This is a genomic window from Corallococcus sp. BB11-1 (assembly GCF_026626625.1).
Classification (GTDB): domain Bacteria; phylum Myxococcota; class Myxococcia; order Myxococcales; family Myxococcaceae; genus Corallococcus; species Corallococcus soli.
The window spans coordinates 324,952-345,279 of record NZ_JAPNJY010000002.1 but is presented as its reverse complement, the minus strand read 5'-3'; the positions used below and the strand labels follow the sequence as shown (position 1 = coordinate 345,279).

Annotated in this window: 20 protein-coding genes; 14 read left to right on the top strand and 6 right to left on the bottom strand. The window is 71.8% G+C overall.

Features of this window, described 5'->3' with window-relative positions; translation table 11 throughout:
• Positions 1–106: 106 nt before the first annotated feature.
• The 3 genes from OV207_RS05280 to OV207_RS05270 form a co-directional block, all read right to left on the bottom strand.
• The gene (locus tag OV207_RS05280; protein ID WP_267553120.1) at positions 107–1,435 is read right to left on the bottom strand and encodes a DUF58 domain-containing protein; all 1,329 of its coding nucleotides are present in this window, start codon (positions 1,433–1,435) and stop codon (positions 107–109) included.
• Complete coding sequence (locus OV207_RS05275) at positions 1,432–2,367, bottom strand: AAA family ATPase (protein ID WP_267553118.1); 936 nt, start codon at positions 2,365–2,367, stop codon at positions 1,432–1,434. Before OV207_RS05275 ends, OV207_RS05280 begins: the two co-directional genes overlap by 4 nt.
• A gap of 76 nt (positions 2,368–2,443) precedes the next feature.
• Positions 2,444–3,436, bottom strand: a complete 993-nt coding sequence (locus OV207_RS05270) for a hypothetical protein (protein WP_267553116.1) — start codon at positions 3,434–3,436, stop codon at positions 2,444–2,446.
• 59 nt (positions 3,437–3,495) lie between these two features.
• Here OV207_RS05270 and OV207_RS05265 point away from each other — a divergent pair, with 59 nt between their 5' ends.
• Positions 3,496–5,670: a peptidylprolyl isomerase gene (locus OV207_RS05265; RefSeq protein ID WP_267553115.1), complete on the top strand. Its 2,175-nt coding sequence runs from the start codon at positions 3,496–3,498 to the stop codon at positions 5,668–5,670.
• Positions 5,671–5,680: 10 nt separating this feature from the next.
• On the opposite strand, the gene OV207_RS05260 is transcribed toward OV207_RS05265, so the two are convergent.
• Positions 5,681–6,802 (bottom strand): HD domain-containing phosphohydrolase, encoded by a 1,122-nt coding sequence (locus OV207_RS05260; protein WP_267553114.1) that lies wholly within the window; start codon positions 6,800–6,802, stop codon positions 5,681–5,683.
• Between the two features lie 247 nt (positions 6,803–7,049).
• Between OV207_RS05260 and OV207_RS05255 the strand changes: the two genes are divergently transcribed.
• The 4 genes from OV207_RS05255 (at position 7,050) to OV207_RS05240 (ending at position 11,232) form a co-directional block, all read left to right on the top strand.
• Entirely contained in the window at positions 7,050–8,051 is a 1,002-nt protein-coding gene (locus OV207_RS05255; protein WP_267553112.1) for a dihydrodipicolinate reductase, read from the top strand.
• Positions 8,052–8,071: 20 nt separating this feature from the next.
• Complete coding sequence (locus OV207_RS05250) at positions 8,072–8,521, top strand: MaoC family dehydratase N-terminal domain-containing protein (protein WP_120537878.1); 450 nt, start codon at positions 8,072–8,074, stop codon at positions 8,519–8,521.
• Positions 8,521–9,210 (top strand): MaoC family dehydratase, encoded by a 690-nt coding sequence (locus OV207_RS05245; RefSeq protein ID WP_193428639.1) that lies wholly within the window; start codon positions 8,521–8,523, stop codon positions 9,208–9,210. Before OV207_RS05250 ends, OV207_RS05245 begins: the two co-directional genes overlap by 1 nt.
• A gap of 177 nt (positions 9,211–9,387) precedes the next feature.
• Positions 9,388–11,232 carry an acyl-CoA dehydrogenase gene (locus OV207_RS05240; protein ID WP_193428640.1) on the top strand — a complete coding sequence of 615 codons (1,845 nt, stop codon included), beginning with the start codon at positions 9,388–9,390 and terminating at the stop codon, positions 11,230–11,232.
• Positions 11,233–11,315: 83 nt separating this feature from the next.
• On the opposite strand, the gene OV207_RS05235 is transcribed toward OV207_RS05240, so the two are convergent.
• Positions 11,316–11,771 carry an ExbD/TolR family protein gene (locus OV207_RS05235; protein ID WP_193428641.1) on the bottom strand — a complete coding sequence of 152 codons (456 nt, stop codon included), beginning with the start codon at positions 11,769–11,771 and terminating at the stop codon, positions 11,316–11,318.
• 18 nt (positions 11,772–11,789) lie between these two features.
• Positions 11,790–12,521: a MotA/TolQ/ExbB proton channel family protein gene (locus OV207_RS05230; protein WP_267553110.1), complete on the bottom strand. Its 732-nt coding sequence runs from the start codon at positions 12,519–12,521 to the stop codon at positions 11,790–11,792.
• 42 nt (positions 12,522–12,563) lie between these two features.
• Between OV207_RS05230 and OV207_RS05225 the strand changes: the two genes are divergently transcribed.
• The 9 genes from OV207_RS05225 (at position 12,564) to OV207_RS05185 (ending at position 20,112) form a co-directional block, all read left to right on the top strand.
• A complete protein-coding gene (locus OV207_RS05225) occupies positions 12,564–13,391 on the top strand; it encodes a DUF4292 domain-containing protein (protein ID WP_267553108.1) in 828 nt (275 codons plus the stop codon).
• A gap of 59 nt (positions 13,392–13,450) precedes the next feature.
• Positions 13,451–14,206: a general secretion pathway protein GspE gene (locus tag OV207_RS05220; RefSeq protein ID WP_193428644.1), complete on the top strand. Its 756-nt coding sequence runs from the start codon at positions 13,451–13,453 to the stop codon at positions 14,204–14,206.
• 9 nt (positions 14,207–14,215) lie between these two features.
• A complete protein-coding gene (locus tag OV207_RS05215; protein ID WP_193428645.1) occupies positions 14,216–15,208 on the top strand; it encodes a general secretion pathway protein GspE in 993 nt (330 codons plus the stop codon).
• Positions 15,205–16,230 (top strand): ABC transporter ATP-binding protein, encoded by a 1,026-nt coding sequence (locus tag OV207_RS05210; RefSeq protein WP_267553106.1) that lies wholly within the window; start codon positions 15,205–15,207, stop codon positions 16,228–16,230. Before OV207_RS05215 ends, OV207_RS05210 begins: the two co-directional genes overlap by 4 nt.
• Positions 16,227–17,282, top strand: coding sequence for an ABC transporter ATP-binding protein (locus OV207_RS05205; RefSeq protein ID WP_267553104.1), 1,056 nt, complete (start codon positions 16,227–16,229; stop codon positions 17,280–17,282). The genes OV207_RS05210 and OV207_RS05205 overlap by 4 nt, the downstream gene beginning before the upstream one ends.
• Positions 17,251–17,658 (top strand): DUF2085 domain-containing protein, encoded by a 408-nt coding sequence (locus tag OV207_RS05200; protein WP_267553101.1) that lies wholly within the window; start codon positions 17,251–17,253, stop codon positions 17,656–17,658. Before OV207_RS05205 ends, OV207_RS05200 begins: the two co-directional genes overlap by 32 nt.
• Positions 17,659–17,721: 63 nt before the next feature.
• The gene (locus OV207_RS05195) at positions 17,722–18,369 is read left to right on the top strand and encodes an RNA polymerase sigma factor (RefSeq protein WP_193428649.1); all 648 of its coding nucleotides are present in this window, start codon (positions 17,722–17,724) and stop codon (positions 18,367–18,369) included.
• Positions 18,366–19,769, top strand: a complete 1,404-nt coding sequence (locus OV207_RS05190; RefSeq protein WP_267553098.1) for an anti-sigma factor family protein — start codon at positions 18,366–18,368, stop codon at positions 19,767–19,769. Before OV207_RS05195 ends, OV207_RS05190 begins: the two co-directional genes overlap by 4 nt.
• Before the next feature lie 109 nt (positions 19,770–19,878).
• Positions 19,879–20,112: a hypothetical protein gene (locus tag OV207_RS05185; RefSeq protein ID WP_267553097.1), complete on the top strand. Its 234-nt coding sequence runs from the start codon at positions 19,879–19,881 to the stop codon at positions 20,110–20,112.
• Positions 20,113–20,328 lie beyond the last annotated feature (216 nt).

Genomic DNA, 20,328 nt, shown 5'->3' with positions numbered 1-20,328 from the left:
TCGGCGGAGCGTTTCGCGCGCGCTCACGCGTCCGGTGAAATGTTCCAATGCGTGTCCAAAGGTCTTGACGAATGCCCCTGGCGCACTCCACGGAGCCGCGCGTGTTTCAGAGCCGCCCGCGCGCCTTCACGTCCAGGTACGCGTTGAGCGCGGCGGCGCCGAACGCGCGGGCCGGCGCGCGCACCACCAGGGCCCCGGCGTCCCGCAGCGTGGTGGCGGTGCGGCGGTATTCGGCCTCCATGCGCACGGCGACCTGGCGCGCGTAGGCGGCCGTCGCGTCGCCGGGCACGTCGGTGGCGGCGGCCTCCAGGTCCTCATCCAGCAGCGACGCGACGACGGGCAGGTGCCGGGGCCGCAGGGCCAGCGTGCGCGTGAGGAGCGTGGCGGACGCGTCCGGATCCACCAGGTCGGTGAAGAGCACCACCAGCGCGCGGCGCGTCTGGCGGGCGAAGGCGAAGTCGAACGCGCGGCCGTAGTCGCTCTCCTCCAGGCCGGCCTCGGCGCGGTAGAGGGACTCGGTGATGAGGCGCAGGTGTTCGGCGCCCTTGCGCGGGGGGAGGAAGGCGCGCACGTCGCTGGCGAAGGCCACGACGCCCACCACGTCGCCCGCGTCCAGGCTCACGCGCGCGAGCCTCAGCGCCGCGTCCACCGCGTGGTCCAGCTTGCGCCGTCCCTGCACGCGGCCCGCCATGTGACGGCCGCAGTCCAGCAGCAGCAGCACCGGCTGGTGACGCTCCGGTTGCCACGTGCGCACCAGCGTGTGGCCGTGGCGCGCGGAGGACTTCCAGTCGATGTGGCGGAAGTCGTCGCCCGGGCGGTACTCGCGCAGGGACTCGAACTCGCGTCCCTCCATGGCCTTGCGGCGCTGCGTGCGCGCGGACACGGCCTCCGACGCGCGCGCCAGCGTCAGCGCTTCGCGTGAGAGGGCGCTCAGGTCCGGATACACCTTCACGTCCCGGGACGCGGGCAGGCGCACCTGCCGCGAGCACAGGCCCAGCGGCCCCAGCAGGCGCAGGTGCACGTCCCCGAAGCGCGCATCGCCCCGAGACGGCGGACGCACGCGGTACGTCAGCAGGGTGGGGGACGCGCCGGCCTCCAGCGTGAAGGGCTGGCGGTGGCCGTGGCTCTCCACGTCCAGGGGCGGCTCGTCGCGCAGCTCTCCGCGCACGGTGCCGTCGGTGCGCGCGTGCAGCACCCAGCGCACGGCGTTGTCCACGCCGGAGGAGAGGATGGGCTCCACCTCGCGGCGCGCTTCGACGTGCTCCGCCCGGGGGGCGCGCGCGAAGTCCACCGCGCACAGCAGCAGGACGGCGACGTCCACCGCGAGCGCCAGCCACCCGAACGCGGGGCTCGCCACCGTGAGCGCCGCGGGCACGAGCGCCCCGGCGAACAGCGCCACGGCGAGGCCGGTGGGGACGGGACGCCCGACGCTCACCGGGGCACTCGCACCCGTTCGAGCATCTGCCGGAGGACGTCGTCCGCGGTGACGCCCTCCACCTCCGCCTCGGCCTTGAGCAGGAGGCGGTGGTTGAGGACGCTGGAGGCCACGGCCTTCACGTCGTCCGGGGTGACGAAGTCGGTGCCCTTGAGCGCCGCGTGCGCCTTGGAGGCCGCGAGCAGGGCCTGCGCCGCGCGGGGGCTCGCGCCCAGGCGCACGCGCGGGTGGGCCCGGGTGTCGCGCACCAGCTGCACGACGTACTGGAGGATGGAGTCGTCGCACGCGACGCGGGCCGCGCGGTCCTGGAGCTCCGTCAGCGTGGCGGCATCCAGCACGCGCGACACGCCGGGCGGCTTGCCCTCGCGCTGGTGGTAGGCGCGCAGCAGCGACGTCTCCGAGTCCGCGTCCGGGTAGCCCACGCGCACGCGCATGAGGAAGCGATCCAGCTGCGCCTCGGGGAGGGGATAGGTGCCCTCCAGCTCCAGCGGGTTCTGCGTGGCGACGACGAAGAAGTGCGGCGGCAGCGGGTGGGTGACGCCGTCGATGGTGACCTGCCGCTCCTCCATGGCCTCCAGCAGCGCCGCCTGCGTCTTGGGCGGGGTGCGGTTGATCTCATCCGCGACCAGGACCTCCGTGAAGACGGGGCCCTTCATGAGGCGGAAGGACTGGGACTGGGGCTGGAAGATGTTGGTGCCCAGGATGTCCGCGGGCATCAGGTCCGGCGTGAACTGCACGCGGGAGAAGGACAGCCCCAGGGCGCCGGCCATGCTGCGCGCGGTGAGCGTCTTGGCGACGCCGGGCACGCCCTCCAGCAGCACGTGGCCCCGCGCGAGGAAGGCCGTCACCAGGTCGGCGAGGACGCGGGGCTGGCCCACGACGGCCGAGCCCAGCGCATCGAGGAGGCGGGAGAGGGGCGTGGCGTCGGACATGGTGGCCGGCGACGGTAGCCCGCCTCCCGGCCGGCACGGCAGCGAAATCCTCGCCGCCGGGGCCCGTGGCCAATCGCTAATCCGCCGGGCGGCGCAGGCCCATCAGGCTCCCGAGCAGCGCGACCACCGCGCCCAGCACGCCCAGGAAACAGCCGATGCTCGGCGATGAGTTCATCATCTCCGAGTTGCCGAGCGGCGACGGCACCATGTGCGTGTCCGACGACAGCTTCAGGAAGACGAGCGACCAGACGAGACAGATGACGCTGCTCGCCGTCTGCGCGCCCCACGGCAACATGGGGTTCACCCAGGCCATGGTGTTGCGCACCCGGATGCCGACGAACACCATCGTGGAGACGGCGAAGAGGAACGAGATGAAGCCCAGACTGATGAGGCCCAGGAAGTCCCCGTCCTCGGCCGTCTCCTTCCAGGGCATGAAGCAGGAGAGCACCACCAGCGCCGCGCCCCAGAAGGCGATGCGGTCCGCGCCCTCCAGCTCGCCCAGGAACGAGCGCGCGTCGGCCAGCAGGACCTCCGGATCCTCGATGGGGGCCCGGCTGGCGCCCGGGTCGCGCCCTTCGCGAGCCCAGGGGTCGGACGCGCCGCCGTCGGAGTCCAGGTCGTCCTCGTCGCGGGACACGGGGGCCGGGGCGGGAGCGCGGCGGGCGGCGGTGCTTCGCGCCGGAGCGGCCTTCGCGGCGGGCCCGCTGCGCGTCGGGGGACGCGCAGCGCGCTCCTTGGCGATGTCGTCCATGCTCCGCACGTTGGTGGAGTCATCGCTGGACGGCGGGGCCGCACGGGCGCCCGGTTTGGGACGGGCCGGGGCCGGGCGCGCGCGCGGGACGGGGGCGGAGGGGCGCGACTTCGGCTGCGGTCCGACCCCGGTGCTCACGTCATCGGCAGCCTCTTCCTCGGCGCCCGCGAGGAAGGACTGGTCGATGATGTAGTCACATTCGGGGCAGATGGCGGTGTCGTCCGCGACCTTGCTGTTGCAGCCTGGGCAGTTCAGGGCCGGTGCTCCGGGAGGGGGGAACGGCCCGGCATCTTCCCGGCCCTCGCGCGCGCGTGTCAAACCCGTTCAGCGCCATAACCCCTGGATTTTCGCGGGGAATTGACCTACCCCCTCCCGACATGGCCCGTCTGCCCGCCGCCGTGTCCACTGGCCTCCTCCTGTTGACCGCGTGTGTGCGCGCGGTGCCGCCGACCGACGTGGGAGGGCCTCCAGATGCCACCCTGGAGCGGATCGCGGACTGGGAGGACCGCCGCTCGCTGGGTGGGGGAGAGCTCGTACGACTCGCCACGGTGGCCCCGGACCCGGCGGTCCGGCGCCGTGCCCTGCGGGCGCTCGCGCGCATCCAGGACGTGACGACGCTGGACGCGGTGCGCTCCGGCCTGACGGCCCCGGACGCGACCGTGCGCGACGAAGCGGCGTTCGCGGCGGGGGAGCTGGGGCTGTCGTGGGAGCCCCTGCTGGACGAGGCCCGGGCGGCGCTGACCGACGCCCTGGTCCAGGCCGAGTCCACGGAGGCCGACGCCACGGTGCGCGCCACGCTGCTGGAGTCGCTGGGCAAGCTGGCCACGCCCGGCGCGGTGGAGGCGCTGACGGCGCGCCTGTCCCCGCCGGACGGTGTCTGGGCGGCGCCCGCGGCGAAGGCCCTGGGCGTGGCGGCGCGCAAGGCCGGGGCTCCCTCGGTGGCGGGGGTGCCCCTGCCGACGATGGTGGCGCTGACGCAGCCCGAGCGTCCCCAGGTGGTGCGCTACGGCGGTGCCTACCTCCTGGCGACGGCGAAGCGCCCGGACGCGGTGCCCGCGTTGCGAGCCTGCGCGGGTGACGCGGATCCGGACGTACGGGCGCTCTGCGCGAAGGGGCTAGGGGACGTGGGCGGAGTCGCTGACACGCAGGTGTTGGCGCCGTTGCTCGAAGACGCGACGCCGCGCGTGGCGGCGGAGGCGGCGCGGACGCTGGCGAAGTGGGGGGCGAAGTGCCCGCCCGACGAAGGGACCCGGTGCCTTCCCCTGAGCGCCCTGACCACGCTCGAAGGCAAGGTGTCGCGGGTGGCCTCGGGGAACGCGGCGCAGGCCCATGCCCTGCTGGCGGTCGCGCAGCAGGGGCTGCCGCTCAGCGGTCAGCCCCTGTTGAGCCGCTTCCGCCGTGCGCTGGCGGACGCCGACCGGAGCGCGGTGTCCGACGAAGCGCGCGAGGATCTCGCGTGGCTGGACTGCCGGTTCGCCGCGGCGATGGACCGACAGACGGGCGAGCTGGCGCAGGTCCGTGGGTGCGGCTTCGGCCGGGTCTCCGAACCCCGGCGCCTGTCGCTGGGCCTGCACGAGGTGGCGCGCTTCACGCCAGCGGCTTCCGCGGCGTCGGGCCACGGCGCCCCAACGTCCGGTGCCGCGTCCTCCGTCGCATCACCGCCGGGCAAGAGCGGCTCCTCCGCCGGTGCCGCCTTCGCGGTGCCGCTGCTGAACCACGAAAGTCCCCTGGTGCGCGGCGCGGCGCTGGACGCGCTGTCCGAGCGACCGGTGCCGGAAGCCTCGGCCCCGGTGCGGGCCCTCATCGCGGGAGACGACGCGGTGGTGGCGGGGCTCGCCGCAGCCACGGCGGGCAAGCTGAAGGACACCGGGGCGTTGCCCGCGGTGGAGGCCCTGGCGGCGCGCGTGCCCGGTGAGCCGGACCTCGCGGAGTCGGTTGCGGGCGCGCTCGTCGCGCTGCAGGGAGGGGCCGCCGAACCCCGGCTGCGGGAGTGGCTCGCCCATCCGCACGCGAACGTCCGGCGGGTGGCGGCCGAATCGCTCACGACGCTGACGGGCGCCCCGGTGCGCTCATCCCGCGTGGAGCTGCCCGCGGACACCTACCGTCCCCCGGCCGCGCCCCCGGGCACGACGCTCACGCTGCGCACGCGCAAGGGGGACATCACCGTCCTGCTGGACCCCGACGCGCCGCTCACGGGGGGCAACCTGGTGGCGCTCGCGAAGCGGGGCTACTTCCGGGGCATCACCTTCCACCGCGTGGTGCCGGACTTCGTCGCGCAGGGGGGAGATCCGCGCGGAGACGGGGAGGGCGGCCCGGGGCACTCCATCCGCTGCGAGATGACGCGCCGTCCGTACACGCGCGGCGTCGTGGGCATGGCGCTGTCGGGCAAGGACACCGGCGGCAGCCAGTTCTTCTTCACGCACGCGCCGCAGCCCCACCTGGACGGTCGCTACACGGTGTTCGGCCAGGTCGTCGCCGGCATGGACACCGTGGACGCGCTGCTGGAGGGCACGGTCATCGACGACGTCATCGTCGGCACCCGCGCTCCGTAGGATGCGGGCCTCAGGCCCCGCTGGCGCGCGCGGGCTCCGTCTCGCCCTTCGCGTTGAGCTGTCCGCCGTTCCAGCGGCGGTCCTCCGCCTCCTCCATCACCTCCACCTCGCGGCGGATGCGGGCCCACTCGGTCTCCGGCAGGTTCAGGAAGGCCTCCGCGAGCGCCGGATCGAACTGCGTGCCCGCGCAGCGGCGGACCTCGTCGCGCGCCACGCTCATGGGGCGGCCCTTGCGGTAGGGGCGGTCGGACGTGATGGCATCCAGCGTGTCCACGAGACAGAAGATGCGCGCGCCCACGACGATGTCCTCGCCCTTGAGCCCCAGCGGGTAGCCCTTGCCGTCCCAGCGCTCCTGGTGCTGCAGGACGATGAGCGCCGCCTCGTGCAGGTAGGGCATCTTCGCCAGCATCCGGTAGCCGAACTCCGGGTGCTGCTTCATCTCCACCCACTCGTCCGGCGTCAGCGGGCCGGGCTTGAGCAGGATGGAGTCCCGCACGCCAATCTTTCCAATGTCGTGCAGCAGCGCGCCCTGCTCCACCACGTCCAACGCGGGGCCCGTGAGGCCAATCTCCTGCGCCAGCCGCCGCGCGTACAGCGACACGCGCCGCGAATGCCACTGCGTCTCCGTGTCCCGGTAGTCCAGCGCGCTGATGAGTCCGTCCAGGAGCCCCGCGGTGCGCTCGATGACCCGGCGCTCCAGGTCCTGGTTGATCTCCAGCAGCTCCTCGTTCTTGTCCGCCACCTCGCGCGTCAGCCGCGCGTTGGCCTCCACCAGCCGGCGGTGCTCCACCGCCTGCCGCACGCTGCTCGTCAGCTCGCTCAGCGCCCACGGCTTGCCCAGCAGGCGGAACACCTCGCCCCGGTTCACCGCCTCCGACGCCGTCTTGAAGTCCGCCGCCGCCGTCAGCATCAGCCGCACCGCCCGGGGGTTCTTCTCCCGGAGCGCCGCCAGCAGCTCGACGCCGTTGAGGTACGGCATCATGAAGTCCGTCAGCACCACGTCGAAGCCCTGCTCCCGCGCCGCCTGCATGGGGTCGCTGTGGGTCACGACCTCGTAACCTTCCGCCTGCAGGATGCGAGACAGCGCCGAGAGGATCAGCACGTCGTCGTCCACCACGAGGATTCGGGCCATGGGTGCGTACACTCCGAGTGAGTGGGGCTGCGCGATTCTCAAAGTCTTATACCGGGTTCGGGAGCGGCCAGACAGGCCCCCCCAAGCTTTCCAGTACCGCTAAACTGCCGGAATCCTTGAAGATTCACCGTAACCCGTGCTCGCCGGACTCCACGTCACGCTTGCCTGCCTGCGGAGGCGTGTTCTATGGTGCGTCCCTACCCGCCGTAAATGCTTGTAACCCCTTGGAATTCGGGAGCAATTTCCGATGGCTAAAGCCCCTGATGGGCCAGTGCCGGTCGTGGTGATGGGGCTGGGGTTCATCGGGCAGGAGATTGCCAAGGCGGCCCTGTCGTCCCAGGAAGTGGAGCTCATCGGCGCGGTGGACTCGCAGCCCACGCTGGTGGGTCGCCCCCTGGGCGACGTGCTGGGGCAGGCGGGGCCGCGCTTCAAGATCTCCGAATCCCTGGAGCGCGCGGTGGGGCGCCGCAAGGGCGTGGTGGTGCTGCACGCCACCAGCTCGCGGCTCGCGCAGGTGATGGACCAGCTGATGGAGGCCCTGAAGCTGGGCCTCCCGGTGGCGAGCACCTGCGAGGAGCTGGCGTTCCCGTACCTCAAGTACCCGGAGCTGGCGGAGAAGCTGGAGCGCGCGGCGCAGAAGGCCGGCGTCGCCATCGTGGGCACCGGCGTGAACCCGGGCTTCGTGCTGGATCGGCTGGTGGCCACGGCAGGCCAGGTGTGTGGTCCGGTGCGCAAGGCGACGGTGAGCCGGGTGGTGGATGCCCGCACGCGGCGTGAAGCCCTCCAGCGCAAGGTGGGCGCGGGCCTGACGGAGGAGGAGTTCTTCGACCTGGTGGACCGCGAGGAGCTGGGCCACGTGGGCCTGATTGAGTCCGCGGCGCTGGCCGCGCTGGGCCTGGGCCTGGACTGCGACGACTTCGAGGAGGAGGTCGCGCCCGTGTTCGCCGAGGAGGACATCACCGGCGGCGCATTTGTGGTGAAGAAAGGCCGCGTCGCGGGCATGTTCCAGTCCGTGGTGGGATTGGAGGAGGGTCAGGAGCGGGTGCGCCTGGAGCTGACCATCGCGGTGGGGGCGGAAGATCCAAGGGACCGCATCGAAATCGACGCGGACCCCAGACTGGTGCTGGAAATCCCGGGGGGAGTGGCGGGCGACCGGGCCACCGCGAACGCGCTGGTGAATGCCGCGCCACGATTGACGGCCGCGGAGGCAGGGCTCCTGACGGTGCTCGAGCTTCCGGCAGGACGCTGAAGACTCATCAGGAGAGGGAAATGCTGGACAAGAATGCGATTGGCCGCGCCTCGCCGCCGACGCTCAACGAGGTGGAGAAGGGCGCCATCCGGCGCTTCGCCGAGGCGATTGGCGATTACAATCCCATCTACTACGACGAGGAGTACGCCCGGGCCTCGGGCTACCCCACCATCGTCGCGCCGCCCACGTTCCCCGCGTCGTTCCATTCCGCCGCGGACCTGCGGGAGCTGCTGGGGGTAGGCATCAAGAGCCTGCTGCACGCCGAACAGGGGTTCGACTACGAGCGGCCCATCTTCGCGGGGGACCGCATCTACGTGTCCACCCGCGTCTCGGACGTCTTCGAGCGACCCAACATGTCCGGCAAGATGGACATCGCGGTCATCGAGGACGAAGGCCGTGACGAGGAGGGCAACCTCGTCTTCCGCGCACGCCGCACGCTCGTCGTGCGGGCCGCCAAGGAGAACGTTTGATGCCCGCGCGCAAGCTCTACTTCGAATCCATCCGCGTCGGTGACGAGCTTCCGGCGCTGGCCAAGGCCCCGGTGGATCGCGTGCAGCTGTCCCGGTACGCAGGCGCCTCCGGCGACTACAACCCGGTGCACGTGGACGAGCTCTACGCCAAGAGCGTGGGCATGCCGTCCGTCTACGCCCCGGGCATGCTCGTCATGGGCATGCTCGGCCAGCTCATCAGCGACTGGGCGCGCGGCGGCCAGCTGCGGCGCTACAACGTCCGCTTCATCAAGATGGTGTGGCCGGGCGACACCGTGGTCTGCAAGGGCCGGGTGAGCGACCGCCACGGCTCCGGCGGCCGGTACTTCGTCGAAATCGACCTCTGGGCGGAGAACCAGAAGGGCGAGCTCGTCATGAAGGGCGGCTCGCAGATCCAGCTCTTCTACTCCCTGGAGGACGAGAACCGGCAGCGCTCCGGCCAGTCCCCCATCGTGGTGGAGGTGCCCCGGGAGAGCCTGGTCGTCCCGGCCCCCCAGAGCGCCACCCCGGAGGCCGCCTCCAGCGCGCCCACCGCCCCCGAGGAGGAGGACGACGAGGACGAGGAGTCGGACGAGCCCCGGACCGGCGCCTCGTCCAAGAAGACCGCGCCCCGGGAGAAGCCCGCCGCCAAGACGGCGTCCCTCCCCGTGGCCAAGAAGGCGAAGAAGTAGGCGCTCGCAGTCCAGGTCCCGCGTTCGAGAAGGGCGACTTCGCTCGCTGCTCAACGCGGGGTGTCATTCAGGGTTGACTCAAAAATCAGCCGACGCCACACTTCCTACGTCAGCTGGGCCGCTGACCTCCTCCCGCCAGACGGGTAGGGGGCAGCGAGCCCCCACGCAGGAGTGGCCATGTCCGCCGGCATCAACACCTACAAGACCGACCTTCGAGAGATCTTCTTCACGCTGTTCGAGCAGTTCGGCTTCGGCCAGGTGGCGGGACAGGCTCCCTACGACGCCTGGGGTCCGGACGAGGCGAAGGCGGTGCTGACGGAGACGTACCGCTTCGCGCGCGAGGTGCTGGGGCCCCTCAACGCGTCGGGCGACCGCGAGGGCTGCCGGGTGGAGAACGGCGCCGTCTTCGTGCCCAAGGGCTTCAAGGACGCGTGGCAGAAGCTCTACGAGCAGGGCTTCAAGACGGTGGCGGTGAGCCCCGACCACGGCGGCCAGGGCGCGCCGATGATGCTCCAGGTGACGGTGGAGGAGATCCTCTCCGGCGCCAACACCGCCTTCAACATGTACCCGGGCCTGGCCTTCGGCGCGGCGGAAGTCATCGCGGAGTGTGGGACGCCCGCGCAGCAGAAGCAGTTCGTGGAGCGCATGCTCAACGGCACCTGGGGCGGCACCATGTGCCTCACGGAGCCGCACGCCGGCTCCGACGTGGGCGCGGCCAAGTCCACCGCGCGCCGCAACGCGGACGGCACGTACAGCATCCGGGGCACGAAGATCTTCATCTCCGGCGGCGACCACGACATGGCCGGCAACATCATCCACCTGGTGCTCGCGCGCGTGGATGGCGCTCCGGCCGGCACCAAGGGCCTGTCGCTGTTCATCGTCCCCAAGCTGCGCATCAACGAGGACGGCTCCGCGGGTCAGGCCAACGACGTCACCGTGGCGTCCATCGAGCACAAGATGGGCATCAACGGCTCGGCCACCTGTGTCCTCAACTTCGGTGAGAACGACGCGTGTCTGGGCGAGCTCGTCGGCACCGTCGAGCACGTCGGCATGAGCCAGATGTTCAAGATGATGAACGGCGCGCGCATCGCCGTGGGCATCCAGGGCGTGAGCCTCGCGGCGGCCGCGTACTACAACGCGGTGGACTACGCGAAGGACCGCAAGCAGGGCTCCCACTTCACCAAGTGGAAGGACCCGTCCGCGCCCCGCGCGCCCATCATCGAGCACCCGGACGTCCGCCGCATGCTGCTGGACATCAAGGCGCACGTGGAGGGCATCCGCTCGCTCATCATCAAGCTGGCCATGCACCTGGACAAGGCGAAGCAGCTGGCGGGCAAGGACGACGACGCGGCCAGCTACCACCGGGGCCAGGTGGAGGTGCTGACGCCGCTGGTGAAGTCCTACGGCTCCGACCAGGCCTTCCGCCTGTGCGCGCAGGCCATCCAGGTCTACGGCGGCGCCGGCTACATCCAGGACTACCCGGTGGAGCAGTACACGCGCGACTCGAAGATCTTCTCCATCTACGAGGGCACCAACCACATCCAGGCCATGGACCTGGTCGGCCGCAAGATGGGGCAGGCGGGCGGCGCGCACTTCCAGCAGTTCATGGGCGACGTGGGCAGCTTCGTGGAAGCGCACCGCGAGCACCCGGTGCTGGGCGAGGCCGTGAAGACGCTGGCCGGCGCGCAGGAAGGCCTGATGTCCAGCGCGATGGCGCTGTTCGGCTGGTCGCAGGACCAGGGCCGCTTCCCGCTCATCCCGCTGTCCGCCAACCGCTTCCTCAACATGATGTCGGAAGTGGCCGTGGGCTGGCTGCTGCTGGACGCGGCCGTCATCGCGGAGAAGGCGTCCGCCTCCGTGAGCGCGGAGCACCCGGACAAGGCCTTCTACGAAGGCAAGAAGTTCAGCGCCCTGTGGTACGCGCGCAACGTGCTGCCCAACGTGGAGTACGCCGCGCGGCTCATCGCGGCCGAGGACACGTCGCCCATGGACATCACCGACGCGGCGTTCGCGTCCGTCTAGGGGACAGCGCTCCAGGCTGAGAAGCAGAAAGGCCCTCCGGCAGTCGTGCCGGGGGGCCTTTGTCTTGGGGGGCGCTGACGGCTTCAGTTGCCTTCGCGCACGCCGATGGCGAGCTGTCCCAGGCCGGCCTGCTTCGCCAGCTCCATCACCTGCACCACGGTGCCGTGGGAGACGCCTTCGTCCGCCTGCACGATGACCACGGTGTCCGGGTTCAGCTCCTTCGCCTTGTCGAAGGCCTGCTTCAGCTCCGCCTCCGCGACGACGTTGCCGGCGAGCACGTAGCGGCCGTCCGACAGCACCGCCACGGAGATGTCGTTGGTGCGCGCGGTGACGTCCGCGGCGCCGCCCTTGGGCAGGTTCACCTTCAGGCCCGTCTTGGTGCCGCCGCCCGGGCCCTGCTGGGTGATGACGGAGCTGGTCACCATGAAGATGATGAGCAGCACCAGCATCACGTCCACCAGGGGCGTGATGTTGATCTCCGCGAAGCCCGCGCCGTCGCCCTCATCGTCGGAGGAGCCCGGCGTCTTTCCCATGGCCATGGTGGACGTTCCCTCCGGTTACGACGAGGCGGGCTGCGGATCCGCGCGCGGGGCGGGCGGGGGGGCGGTTTCGCGCGACGGGGGCGGCTCCGGCAGGACGGCGCCGGTGGCGCGCTCCTTGAGCAGCTCGGAGAACTCGTCACCCAGCAGGCGCAGCTCCACCAGCACCCGCGCGAGCCGGGCCTGGAAGTAGTTGTAGAAGACCATCGCCTGCACGGCGACGAGGATGCCCACGGCGGTGGCCACGAGCGCTTCGGAGATGCCCGCCATCACGGCCGCGGAGCCGCCGGTGCCGCCGGCCTCCACGTCCACGCCCAGGTCCTTGAAGGAGCGCATGATGCCGGCCACGGTGCCGAAGAGGCCCACGAAGGGCGTCGTCGAACCGATGGTCGCGAGCAGCCACAGGTTGCGCCGCAGCTTGAGGCCCACCTGGGCGCGCTCGCGCTCCACGGCGGACTCGATGCCATTGCCCCCGCTGGCGCGGCTGCGCTCCCAGCGATCGAAGCCCGCGAGGAAGATGTCGGCGGCCACCGCGTCGGAGCGCTCGGCGGCGGTGCGGGCCGCGGCCACGTCCCCGCGCAGCAGGTGCTTGTTGACGATTTCGCCCAGGTTGCGGGAGCGCTCGCTCACGCCCCAGAGGGCGATGAGCCTTTCGATGGCCACGCCCAGGGCCACCACGGAGGCGCCCAGGAGGAGGGCGAGGGTGACGCCGCCCAGGCGAAGGTAATGAAGTAGATCGTTCAGGCTCATGGTTGATGACCGGGCAGGGAGCCCTGGCTCACACTAGGACATATGAACCGCGCAGCCGCCGCAATCTTCCTGGCCCTCCTCTGTTCGGCCTGCCCCAAACGCCTCGAATTCGGCCCGGAGGGCCGCATCGAGGACGCCCAGACGCTCTACCAGCACGTGCAGCAGCGCCAGGGGCAGGTCGTCACCCTGGAGGGCGACTCCAAGCTCCGGGTGGACTCCCCCCAGGGCAGCGGGACCCTCTCCACCTTCCTCTCCGTCACCCGCCCGGGCCTCATCCACCTGGAGACGTACGACTTCTTCAACCGCCCGGTCGCCTCGCTCGTCTCCAACGGGGCGCGCTTCGGCGTCTACCAGGCCCAGGGCAACACGTACTACCAGGGGCCCGCCAGCCCGGAGAACGTGTCCCGCTTCCTGCCCATCGTGCTGCCGAGCGAGGAGCTGGTGGCCGTCATGCTGGGCCAGGTGCCCCTGCTGCCCCCGGAGTCCATGACCCTGGCGCTGGACGAGAAGGAGCGCGTGTACGTGCTGACGCTGGTGCGGGGGGCGGCCACACAGACACTCCGCGTGGATCCCCGACACCTGCGGGTGGTGAAGAGCGAGGTCCGGGGCGTGCCGGGCTACGACCTGGCGTTCGAGGACTTCAAGCAGCGCGGCGAGCTGCTCTTCCCCGGCAAGGTCATCCTCACGGCGGACCAGGCGGACACGCAGCTGGAGCTGCGGTACACGGAGATCACCCTCAACGGCCGGCCGGACCTGACGCTCTACGAGCTGACGCCCCCGGAGGGGGCCCGGGTGGTGGACGTGGACGAGCGGGGGCGGGAGCTGGGCGGGGGCGCGGTGTCGCCGCCGCCCCCAGCGCCGGGTTCCTGAGCTTCCAGGCGTCGAAAGGCAGCGCCCCGGCCCAAGTCGGGTACACTGACGCGCACGACATGGCACAGATCAAGCTCGGAGAACTGCTGATCAAGGCGAACGTCCTGCAGGAGAGCCAGCTCAAGGCGGCGCTCGCCGAGCAGGCCAAGTGGGGCGGGAAGCTGGGAGAGATCCTCGTCCGGATGAACCTCGTGTCCGAGGACATCCTCGTGCGCGCCCTGTCGAAACAGCTGGGCATGCCGGCGGTCAACCTGGACGCCGTGCAGATGGTGCCGCCGCACGTGAAGGCCAAGATTCCCTCGCAGACGGCGCGCGACTTCTCCGTCGTGCCGCTCCAACTGCGCGACGACGGCAAGACGCTGGTCGTGGCCATGTCGGATCCGCTCAACGTGCGGGTGCTCGACGAGCTGCGGGCCCTGTCCAAGTGCCGCATCGTGGCGAACGTGGCGGGGCGCACGTCCGTGGCGCGGGCGTTCGCGCGCCTCTACGAGGAGTCCGCGGAGCTGGAGGACGCGGACACGAACTTCAAGGTGGTGGACGCCCAGGGGCGCACCGTCGTGAAGAACCTCAAGGACCTGGATCCGGCCGCCGCCGTCGCCACGTCCGCCCCGGCCCGGCCGGCCGCCCCCGCCGCCCGGCCCGCGCCGCCCGCGGAGGCCCCCCGCGCGGCGGCCTCCGGCAGCCCCGCGGAGCTGCTCAAGAGCGTGGAAGAGGTCCAGCGCAAGGAGGTCGCCGCGCTCAAGGCCATGGTGGAGCTGCTCATCGAGAAGGGCGTTTTCTCCCGCGAGGAATACCTCGCCAAGGTCAAGCGGTAGCCAGCGGCCATGCGCAAGAAGATTGGTGAACTCCTCGTCCAGGCCGGAGTGGTCACGGACGAGCAGGTGAAGCAGGCGCTGGCCTCCGGGCGGCGGGGTCAGGGCCGCAAGCTGGGCGAGGTGCTGATGTCCATGGGCCTGTGCACGGGCCGGGACATCGCGCGCGCGCTGGCGGCGCAGCACGAGCTGCCCTTCGTGGAGATCCCCGAGTACATCCCGCACGGGGTGGCCTCGCTGGTGTCCATGGACTTCCAGACCGAGCACCGCGTGCTGCTCTTCGCGCTGGAGCAGGACGGCCGCAGCGAGAAGCTCCACGTCGCCGTGGAGGACCCCGGCAACCTGATGCTGGTGGATGAACTGCGCTTCCAGCTGCGCAAGCCCCTGAAGGTGTTCGTCGCCTCGTCGGACGACATGGATCAGGCGCTCGCGCGCGGCCGGGGCGAACCGCTGGACATCGTGGAGGCTGAACCCATGGATGAGATGGACGACGCGGACGACTCGCCGGACATCCTGCCGTCACCCCCGGCCGCGCCCGCGCGGCCTTCGTCGCGTCCGCCCGCGCCGCCTCCGACGCTGGACTGGGACCTGCCCCCGCCGCCGCCCTCCGACTCGCGCTCCGACGGCGCGGACGTGCTGGAGGACCTGCTGGGCGCGAAGCCCCGCGCCGCGCCGCCTCCGCCGCCCAGGCCCGCCGCGCCCAGGGCGCCGCCGCCCCCTCCGCTGGAGGACGCGGACCCCAGCAAGCCGCGCGTGCCGGTGGTGGTCTTCGGCGGCGCCGCCCAGGGCGCGCGTCCGTCGGTGGCGCTGACGCCCACGCCGGACTTCTCCGAGGAGGACCTGGCGGTGCTGGACGACATCGAGCGCATCTCGCGCGGCGAGGAGGCCAGCCTGGACACGGAGAAGGTGAAGCCCGCGCGCATGGTCGCGAGCCTCATCCGCCTGCTCATCCGCAAGGGCCTCATCCAGGAGTCGGAGTTCCTGGAGGAGCTGGCCCAGAAGTGACCGGGGCCGCGCCGCCGTCCGACGCCCCGGCCCCGCTGCTGGACGTGCGCGGGCTCACCACCCAGCTGTCGCTGGAGCGAGGGCCGGTGCGCGCGGTGGACGGCGTGTCCTTCACCGTCCCCCCGGGAGGCACGCTGGGGGTGGTGGGGGAGAGCGGCTGCGGCAAGAGCCTCACGGCGCTGTCGGTGATGCGGCTCGTCCCGGAGCCGCCCGGCCGGGTGGTGGCAGGCGAAGTGCTCTTCCGGGGACAGGACCTGCTGCGCCTGCCGGAGCCGGAGATGCGGCGCGTGCGCGGGCGGCACGTGGCCATGGTCTTCCAGGAGCCCATGACGTCGCTCAACCCGGTGTTCACCGTGGGCGAACAGATTGGCGAGGGCGTCCGGCTGCACCTGAAGGCGTCCCGGGCCCAGGCGCGCGAGCGCGCGGTGGAGATGCTGCGGCAGGTGGGCATCCCGGCCCCCGGCGAGCGCGTGGACGCGTACCCGCACCAGCTCTCCGGCGGCATGCGCCAGCGGGTGATGATCGCCATGGCGCTCGCGTGCGACCCGGCGCTGCTCATCGCGGACGAGCCCACCACGGCGCTGGACGTCACCATCCAGGCCCAGATCCTCGACCTGCTCAAGCGCCTGCAGACCGAGCGCCACATGGCGGTGATGCTCATCACCCACGACCTGGGCGTGGTGGCGGGCAGCTGCGACGCGGTGGCGGTGATGTACGCGGGCCGCATCGTGGAGCAGGCCCCGGTGAAGGAGCTGTTCGCCCGGCCCGCGCACCCGTACACGGCGGGCCTGCTGCGCTCCATCCCGTCCCTGCACGACGCGGGCGCGGCGGTGGAGGGGGAGAAGCGCCGGCTGAAGGCGATCCCCGGCATGGTGCCCTCGCTGGGCGCGCTGCCGTCCGGCTGCGCGTTCCGCGACCGGTGCGACCGCGCCTCCGAGCTGTGCGCCCGCGTCACGCCCGCGCTGGAGCCCAAGCGCGGAGGCCAGTGGGCTGCCTGCCACCACCCGGTGCCCGCGCCATGAGCGAACCGCTGCTCCAGGTGCGCGACCTCAAGGTGCACTTCCCGGTGCGCGGCGGCTTCTTCGGGCGCTCGAAGGGCGCGGTGCGCGCGGTGGACGGGGTGTCCTTCGACGTCGCGCGCGGCGAGACGCTGGGCCTGGTGGGGGAGAGTGGCTGCGGCAAGAGCACGCTGGGGCGCGCCGTGCTGCGCCTGCTGGAGCCCACGGCCGGCTCCATCCGCGTGGACGGACGGGAGCTCACCGGCCTGTCCCAGCGCCAGCTGCGCCCCCTGCGCCGGCGCATGCAGCTCGTCTTCCAGGACCCCTACGCGTCGCTCAACCCGCGCATGACGGTGGGGGACATCCTCGCGGAGCCCTTCGCCATCCACGGCCTCGCGAAGGGCCGGGCGCGCGAGGAGGAGGTGCTGGCGCTGCTGGACGCCATGGGCCTGCCCCGCGAGGCCCGGCACCGCTACCCGCACGAGTTCTCCGGAGGGCAGCGTCAGCGCATCGGGATTGCTCGTGCCATCGCGTTGCGACCGGACCTGGTGGTGGCGGACGAGCCCATCAGCGCGCTGGACGTGTCCATCCAGGCGCAGATCGTCAACCTGCTGGTGGACCTGCAGCGCGAGCGCGGGCTCACCTACGTCTTCATCGCGCACGACCTGAAGATCGTGGAGTACGTGTCCACGCGGGTGGCGGTGATGTACCTGGGCCGCATCGTGGAGGTGGCGCCGTCGCGCGCGCTGTACGCGGCGCCCCGGCACCCGTACACGCAGGCGCTGCTGTCCGCGGTGCCCGTGCCGGATCCGGAGCGTCCCCGCGCGCGCCTGCTGCTGCCGGGGGAGCCGCCCTCGCCCCTGTCGCCTCCGTCCGGGTGCGCGTTCCACCCGCGCTGCCCCTTCGTGATGGAGCGCTGCCGGCGTGAGTCGCCGCCGCTGTATCCCCTGGGCGGAGGCCATGCCGCCGCGTGCTTCCTGGCGGAGGGGGATGCCCGGCGTTCGGGGCCCGTTCCCACCGATGCCGCGTCCGACGGAGGTCCCGGTGTTCTGGCTCAGCCATCATCACGCGGATGAGTACAACCGCACGTACGTGCTGGGGGGCGTGCGCGTCTGCGCGCGCTGTCTGGGCACATATCCGGTGCTCGCCGCCGCCTTCGTGGGGCTGTTCGTGCTGCGGGCGCCGCTCGCATGGACGTGGGACGTGCCGGTGGGCGTGGCGCTCACGCTGCCCGCGCTGGTGGACTGGGCGGTGGGGCGCTTCCGTCCGGCCTCGGGGAACAACGCGGTGCGCACGCTGACCGGGGTGCTGCTGGGATTGGGACTTGCCCGCTCGCTCTACATCCACGTGCAACGGCCCCTCCCGGCGGTGCTGCTGGCGCAGGCACTTCTGGTGACAGGGGTGGCGGTCCCTGTCATTCTCGCCACTTACCGGCGTCCACGGCCGGAATAGACCTTTCCCGCGTGCCTGTCCGTTACAGGCAACGGGCGGGAAGGGGATGGCACCCGTGGCTTCATGGGCACAGGGGGAGAGTTGGCACCCGAAACCTCAGACGAGCGGCTGATGCTCGCCTTCCAGGCGGGAGACGCGCGCGCGTTCGAAGCGCTGATGCGAAAGCACCGCGCGCCGGTGTTCAACTTCATCCTGCGCTTCGTCGGGCAGCGGGCGCGCGCGGAGGACGTGCTGCAGGAGACGTGGCTCAAGGTGGTTCGCAGCGCCCGGGAATACACGCCGAAGGCCCGGTTCACGACCTGGCTGTACACCATCGCGAGGAACCTCTGCGTGGACAGCACGCGCAAAGAGAGCTACCGCCAGACGACGTCCCTGGAAGCCCCCGTGGGTGGCACGGACGGGGACGAGGGACGTCCGTTGGGCGAGGGGCTGCCGGACTCCGGTGTCAGCCCGGAGCGCGGGGCGCACAACGCGCGCCTGCGGCCCCTGCTGGAGCGGGCCCTCGCGGGTCTGCCGGAAGAGCAGCGTGAGGTGTTCGTGCTGCGCGAGTACAGCGGCATCCCGTTCAAGGAGATCGCCGAGGTGACGGGCGTGTCCGAGAACACGGTGAAGAGTCGGATGCGCTACGCGTTGGAGGGACTGCGCCGTCGTCTGGGAGAGCTGGGCGTGGATGGCGACCTGTCGGAGGATGGAAGGACGGTGGCGGGATGAGTGCCCAGAATGCCCATGCGCACGAGGACCGGCTCCTCGACTTCGCCTACGGCGAGCTTCCGGCGTCGGAGGCCGAGTCGCTGGAGCAGCACGTCCAGGGCTGCGCGCGCTGTGCGAAGGCCCTGGCGGACATCCGTGGCGTGCGCTCCACGATGGCGCGCCTGTCGGTGGAACCCGCGCCGGACGCCGGCCTGGAGTCGCTCCTGGCGTACGCGCAGCAGTCCGCGCGCCGCGCCGCCGCTGGGCCCGAACCGAAGCCCTCGCGCTGGCGCCGCTGGCTGCTGCCCATGGTGGGCCTGGCCTCGGTGAGCACCTTCGGCCTGCTGACGCTGGAGGTCAGCAAGGGCGTCAACCTGGAGCCGGCGCTGTCACAGCGGGCCGCGCCCGCCGCGAAGAATGACCTGGCCGCCGTGGCCCCGCCCCCGCCCTCGCCCAAGGCCGCCATGAAGGCCGAAGCGTCCCCCCCGCGGGACGTGGCGGAGGGCGCGCTCCTGGACCGTGCGCTGGAGCAGCAGGCCTCCTCCGCCGTTGGAGGCAAGGGCGGACTTGATGGACGGCCCTCGGACTGGATGAACGCGGGCAGCGGTGGCGCGATGCTGGAGCGGCGCCGCGCGGCGGGTCTGGAGTCGAAGAAGCGGATGTCCGACTCCAAGAAGGCGGAGGCGGAGGAGTACGCGGCGCCAGCGGCCCGGAAGGAAGCCAAGGCGAAGGGCTCGGTGCTCGCGGAGGCCCCCGCCGCCTGGGCCCCTGCCGCCAGCATGGACTCCGCGTCCGGTGCGGACGACAAGCTCCAGAAGCAAGAGGGAGAATCGCTGCGGCTGGGCGGTGCGTCCTATGGACGGGGCCTCTCCAAGGATGATGCCGACGCCGAGGAACAGCTCGCAGCGCCCCCACCGCCCTCGCCCGTGGTCGCCGCCGCGCCCGTGGCGCCTTCCATGCCGGCGCCCACCGGCTCCGTCCAGCGTGAGCAGGGGGCCCCCGGCAAGTCGATGCCCGCCCAGGAGCAAGCGCCCGCGGCCGTCGCGAAGCCCGAGCCCAGGCCCGCGGAGAAGTCGGCCCGCGCGGATGCGATGACCGCCCGCGATCTGTCGCGTCAGGCCCAGGACGCCGCGAGTCGGGGTGACCGCGCCCGGGAGTCCCAACTGCTGCGCGCCGCGCTCGCGGCCGGTGCGAGCGGAAGCGAACGCCTGTCGCTGCTCTCGCGCCTGTGCGAATCGGAGTACGCCCAGGGCCGCAGGTCCGAGGGCGCGGAGGTCTGCGCGCGGATCATCGCCGAGGCGCCCGACTCCGCCGAGGCCCAGCGGGCCGGGCGTTGGCTGGGCCAGGGCGTGGGGGCGACGGTGCCCGTGCCCGCGAAGCGCGCGGCCCCGGCCTCACCCCCCGTGAAGGGTGGCCCGTAGCGTGGGCGGAAGGCCGCGGCCCGCGGCGTCGGAAGTCCAGATGACCGATGCATGGGGCCGCCAGAGCCTGGATACTGGGAGCATGAGGCCGGACGTGGATCATCCCCCCGTGAATCCCCCCCGGAAGGCAGCGCCCTCCGCATGGCGCCGGGCCCGCCGCGGCCAGGCCCTGGTCGAGTACTCCGTGCTCAACTGGGTGCTGCTCGTGGCGCTCGTCGTCGGCGCGACGGTGAAGATCCGCTGGAGCGAGGACCGTCAGGCGAACGTCATCGACCTGTTCCTCGAGGCCTACGAGATCTATTACGACTCGTTCTACTTCGTGCTGAACCTGCCGTTCCCCTGACACACGGGGACGACGCGGATCACCGGGTAGGGCGGGCCATCCAACCCGGCAGGCGGGGAGGCTCGGGGACCCCTGGGTCTCCCGGGATTCCGTTCTATCATGAGAGGTGGTTTTGACACCTGCTCTGGGGCATGGCTAACATCCCACCCGTTCGCGCCCTGGCATCGCCCCTCGTCAAAGCTGTCTTGCCGCCACGACGGCGCCCCACCGTTCTGG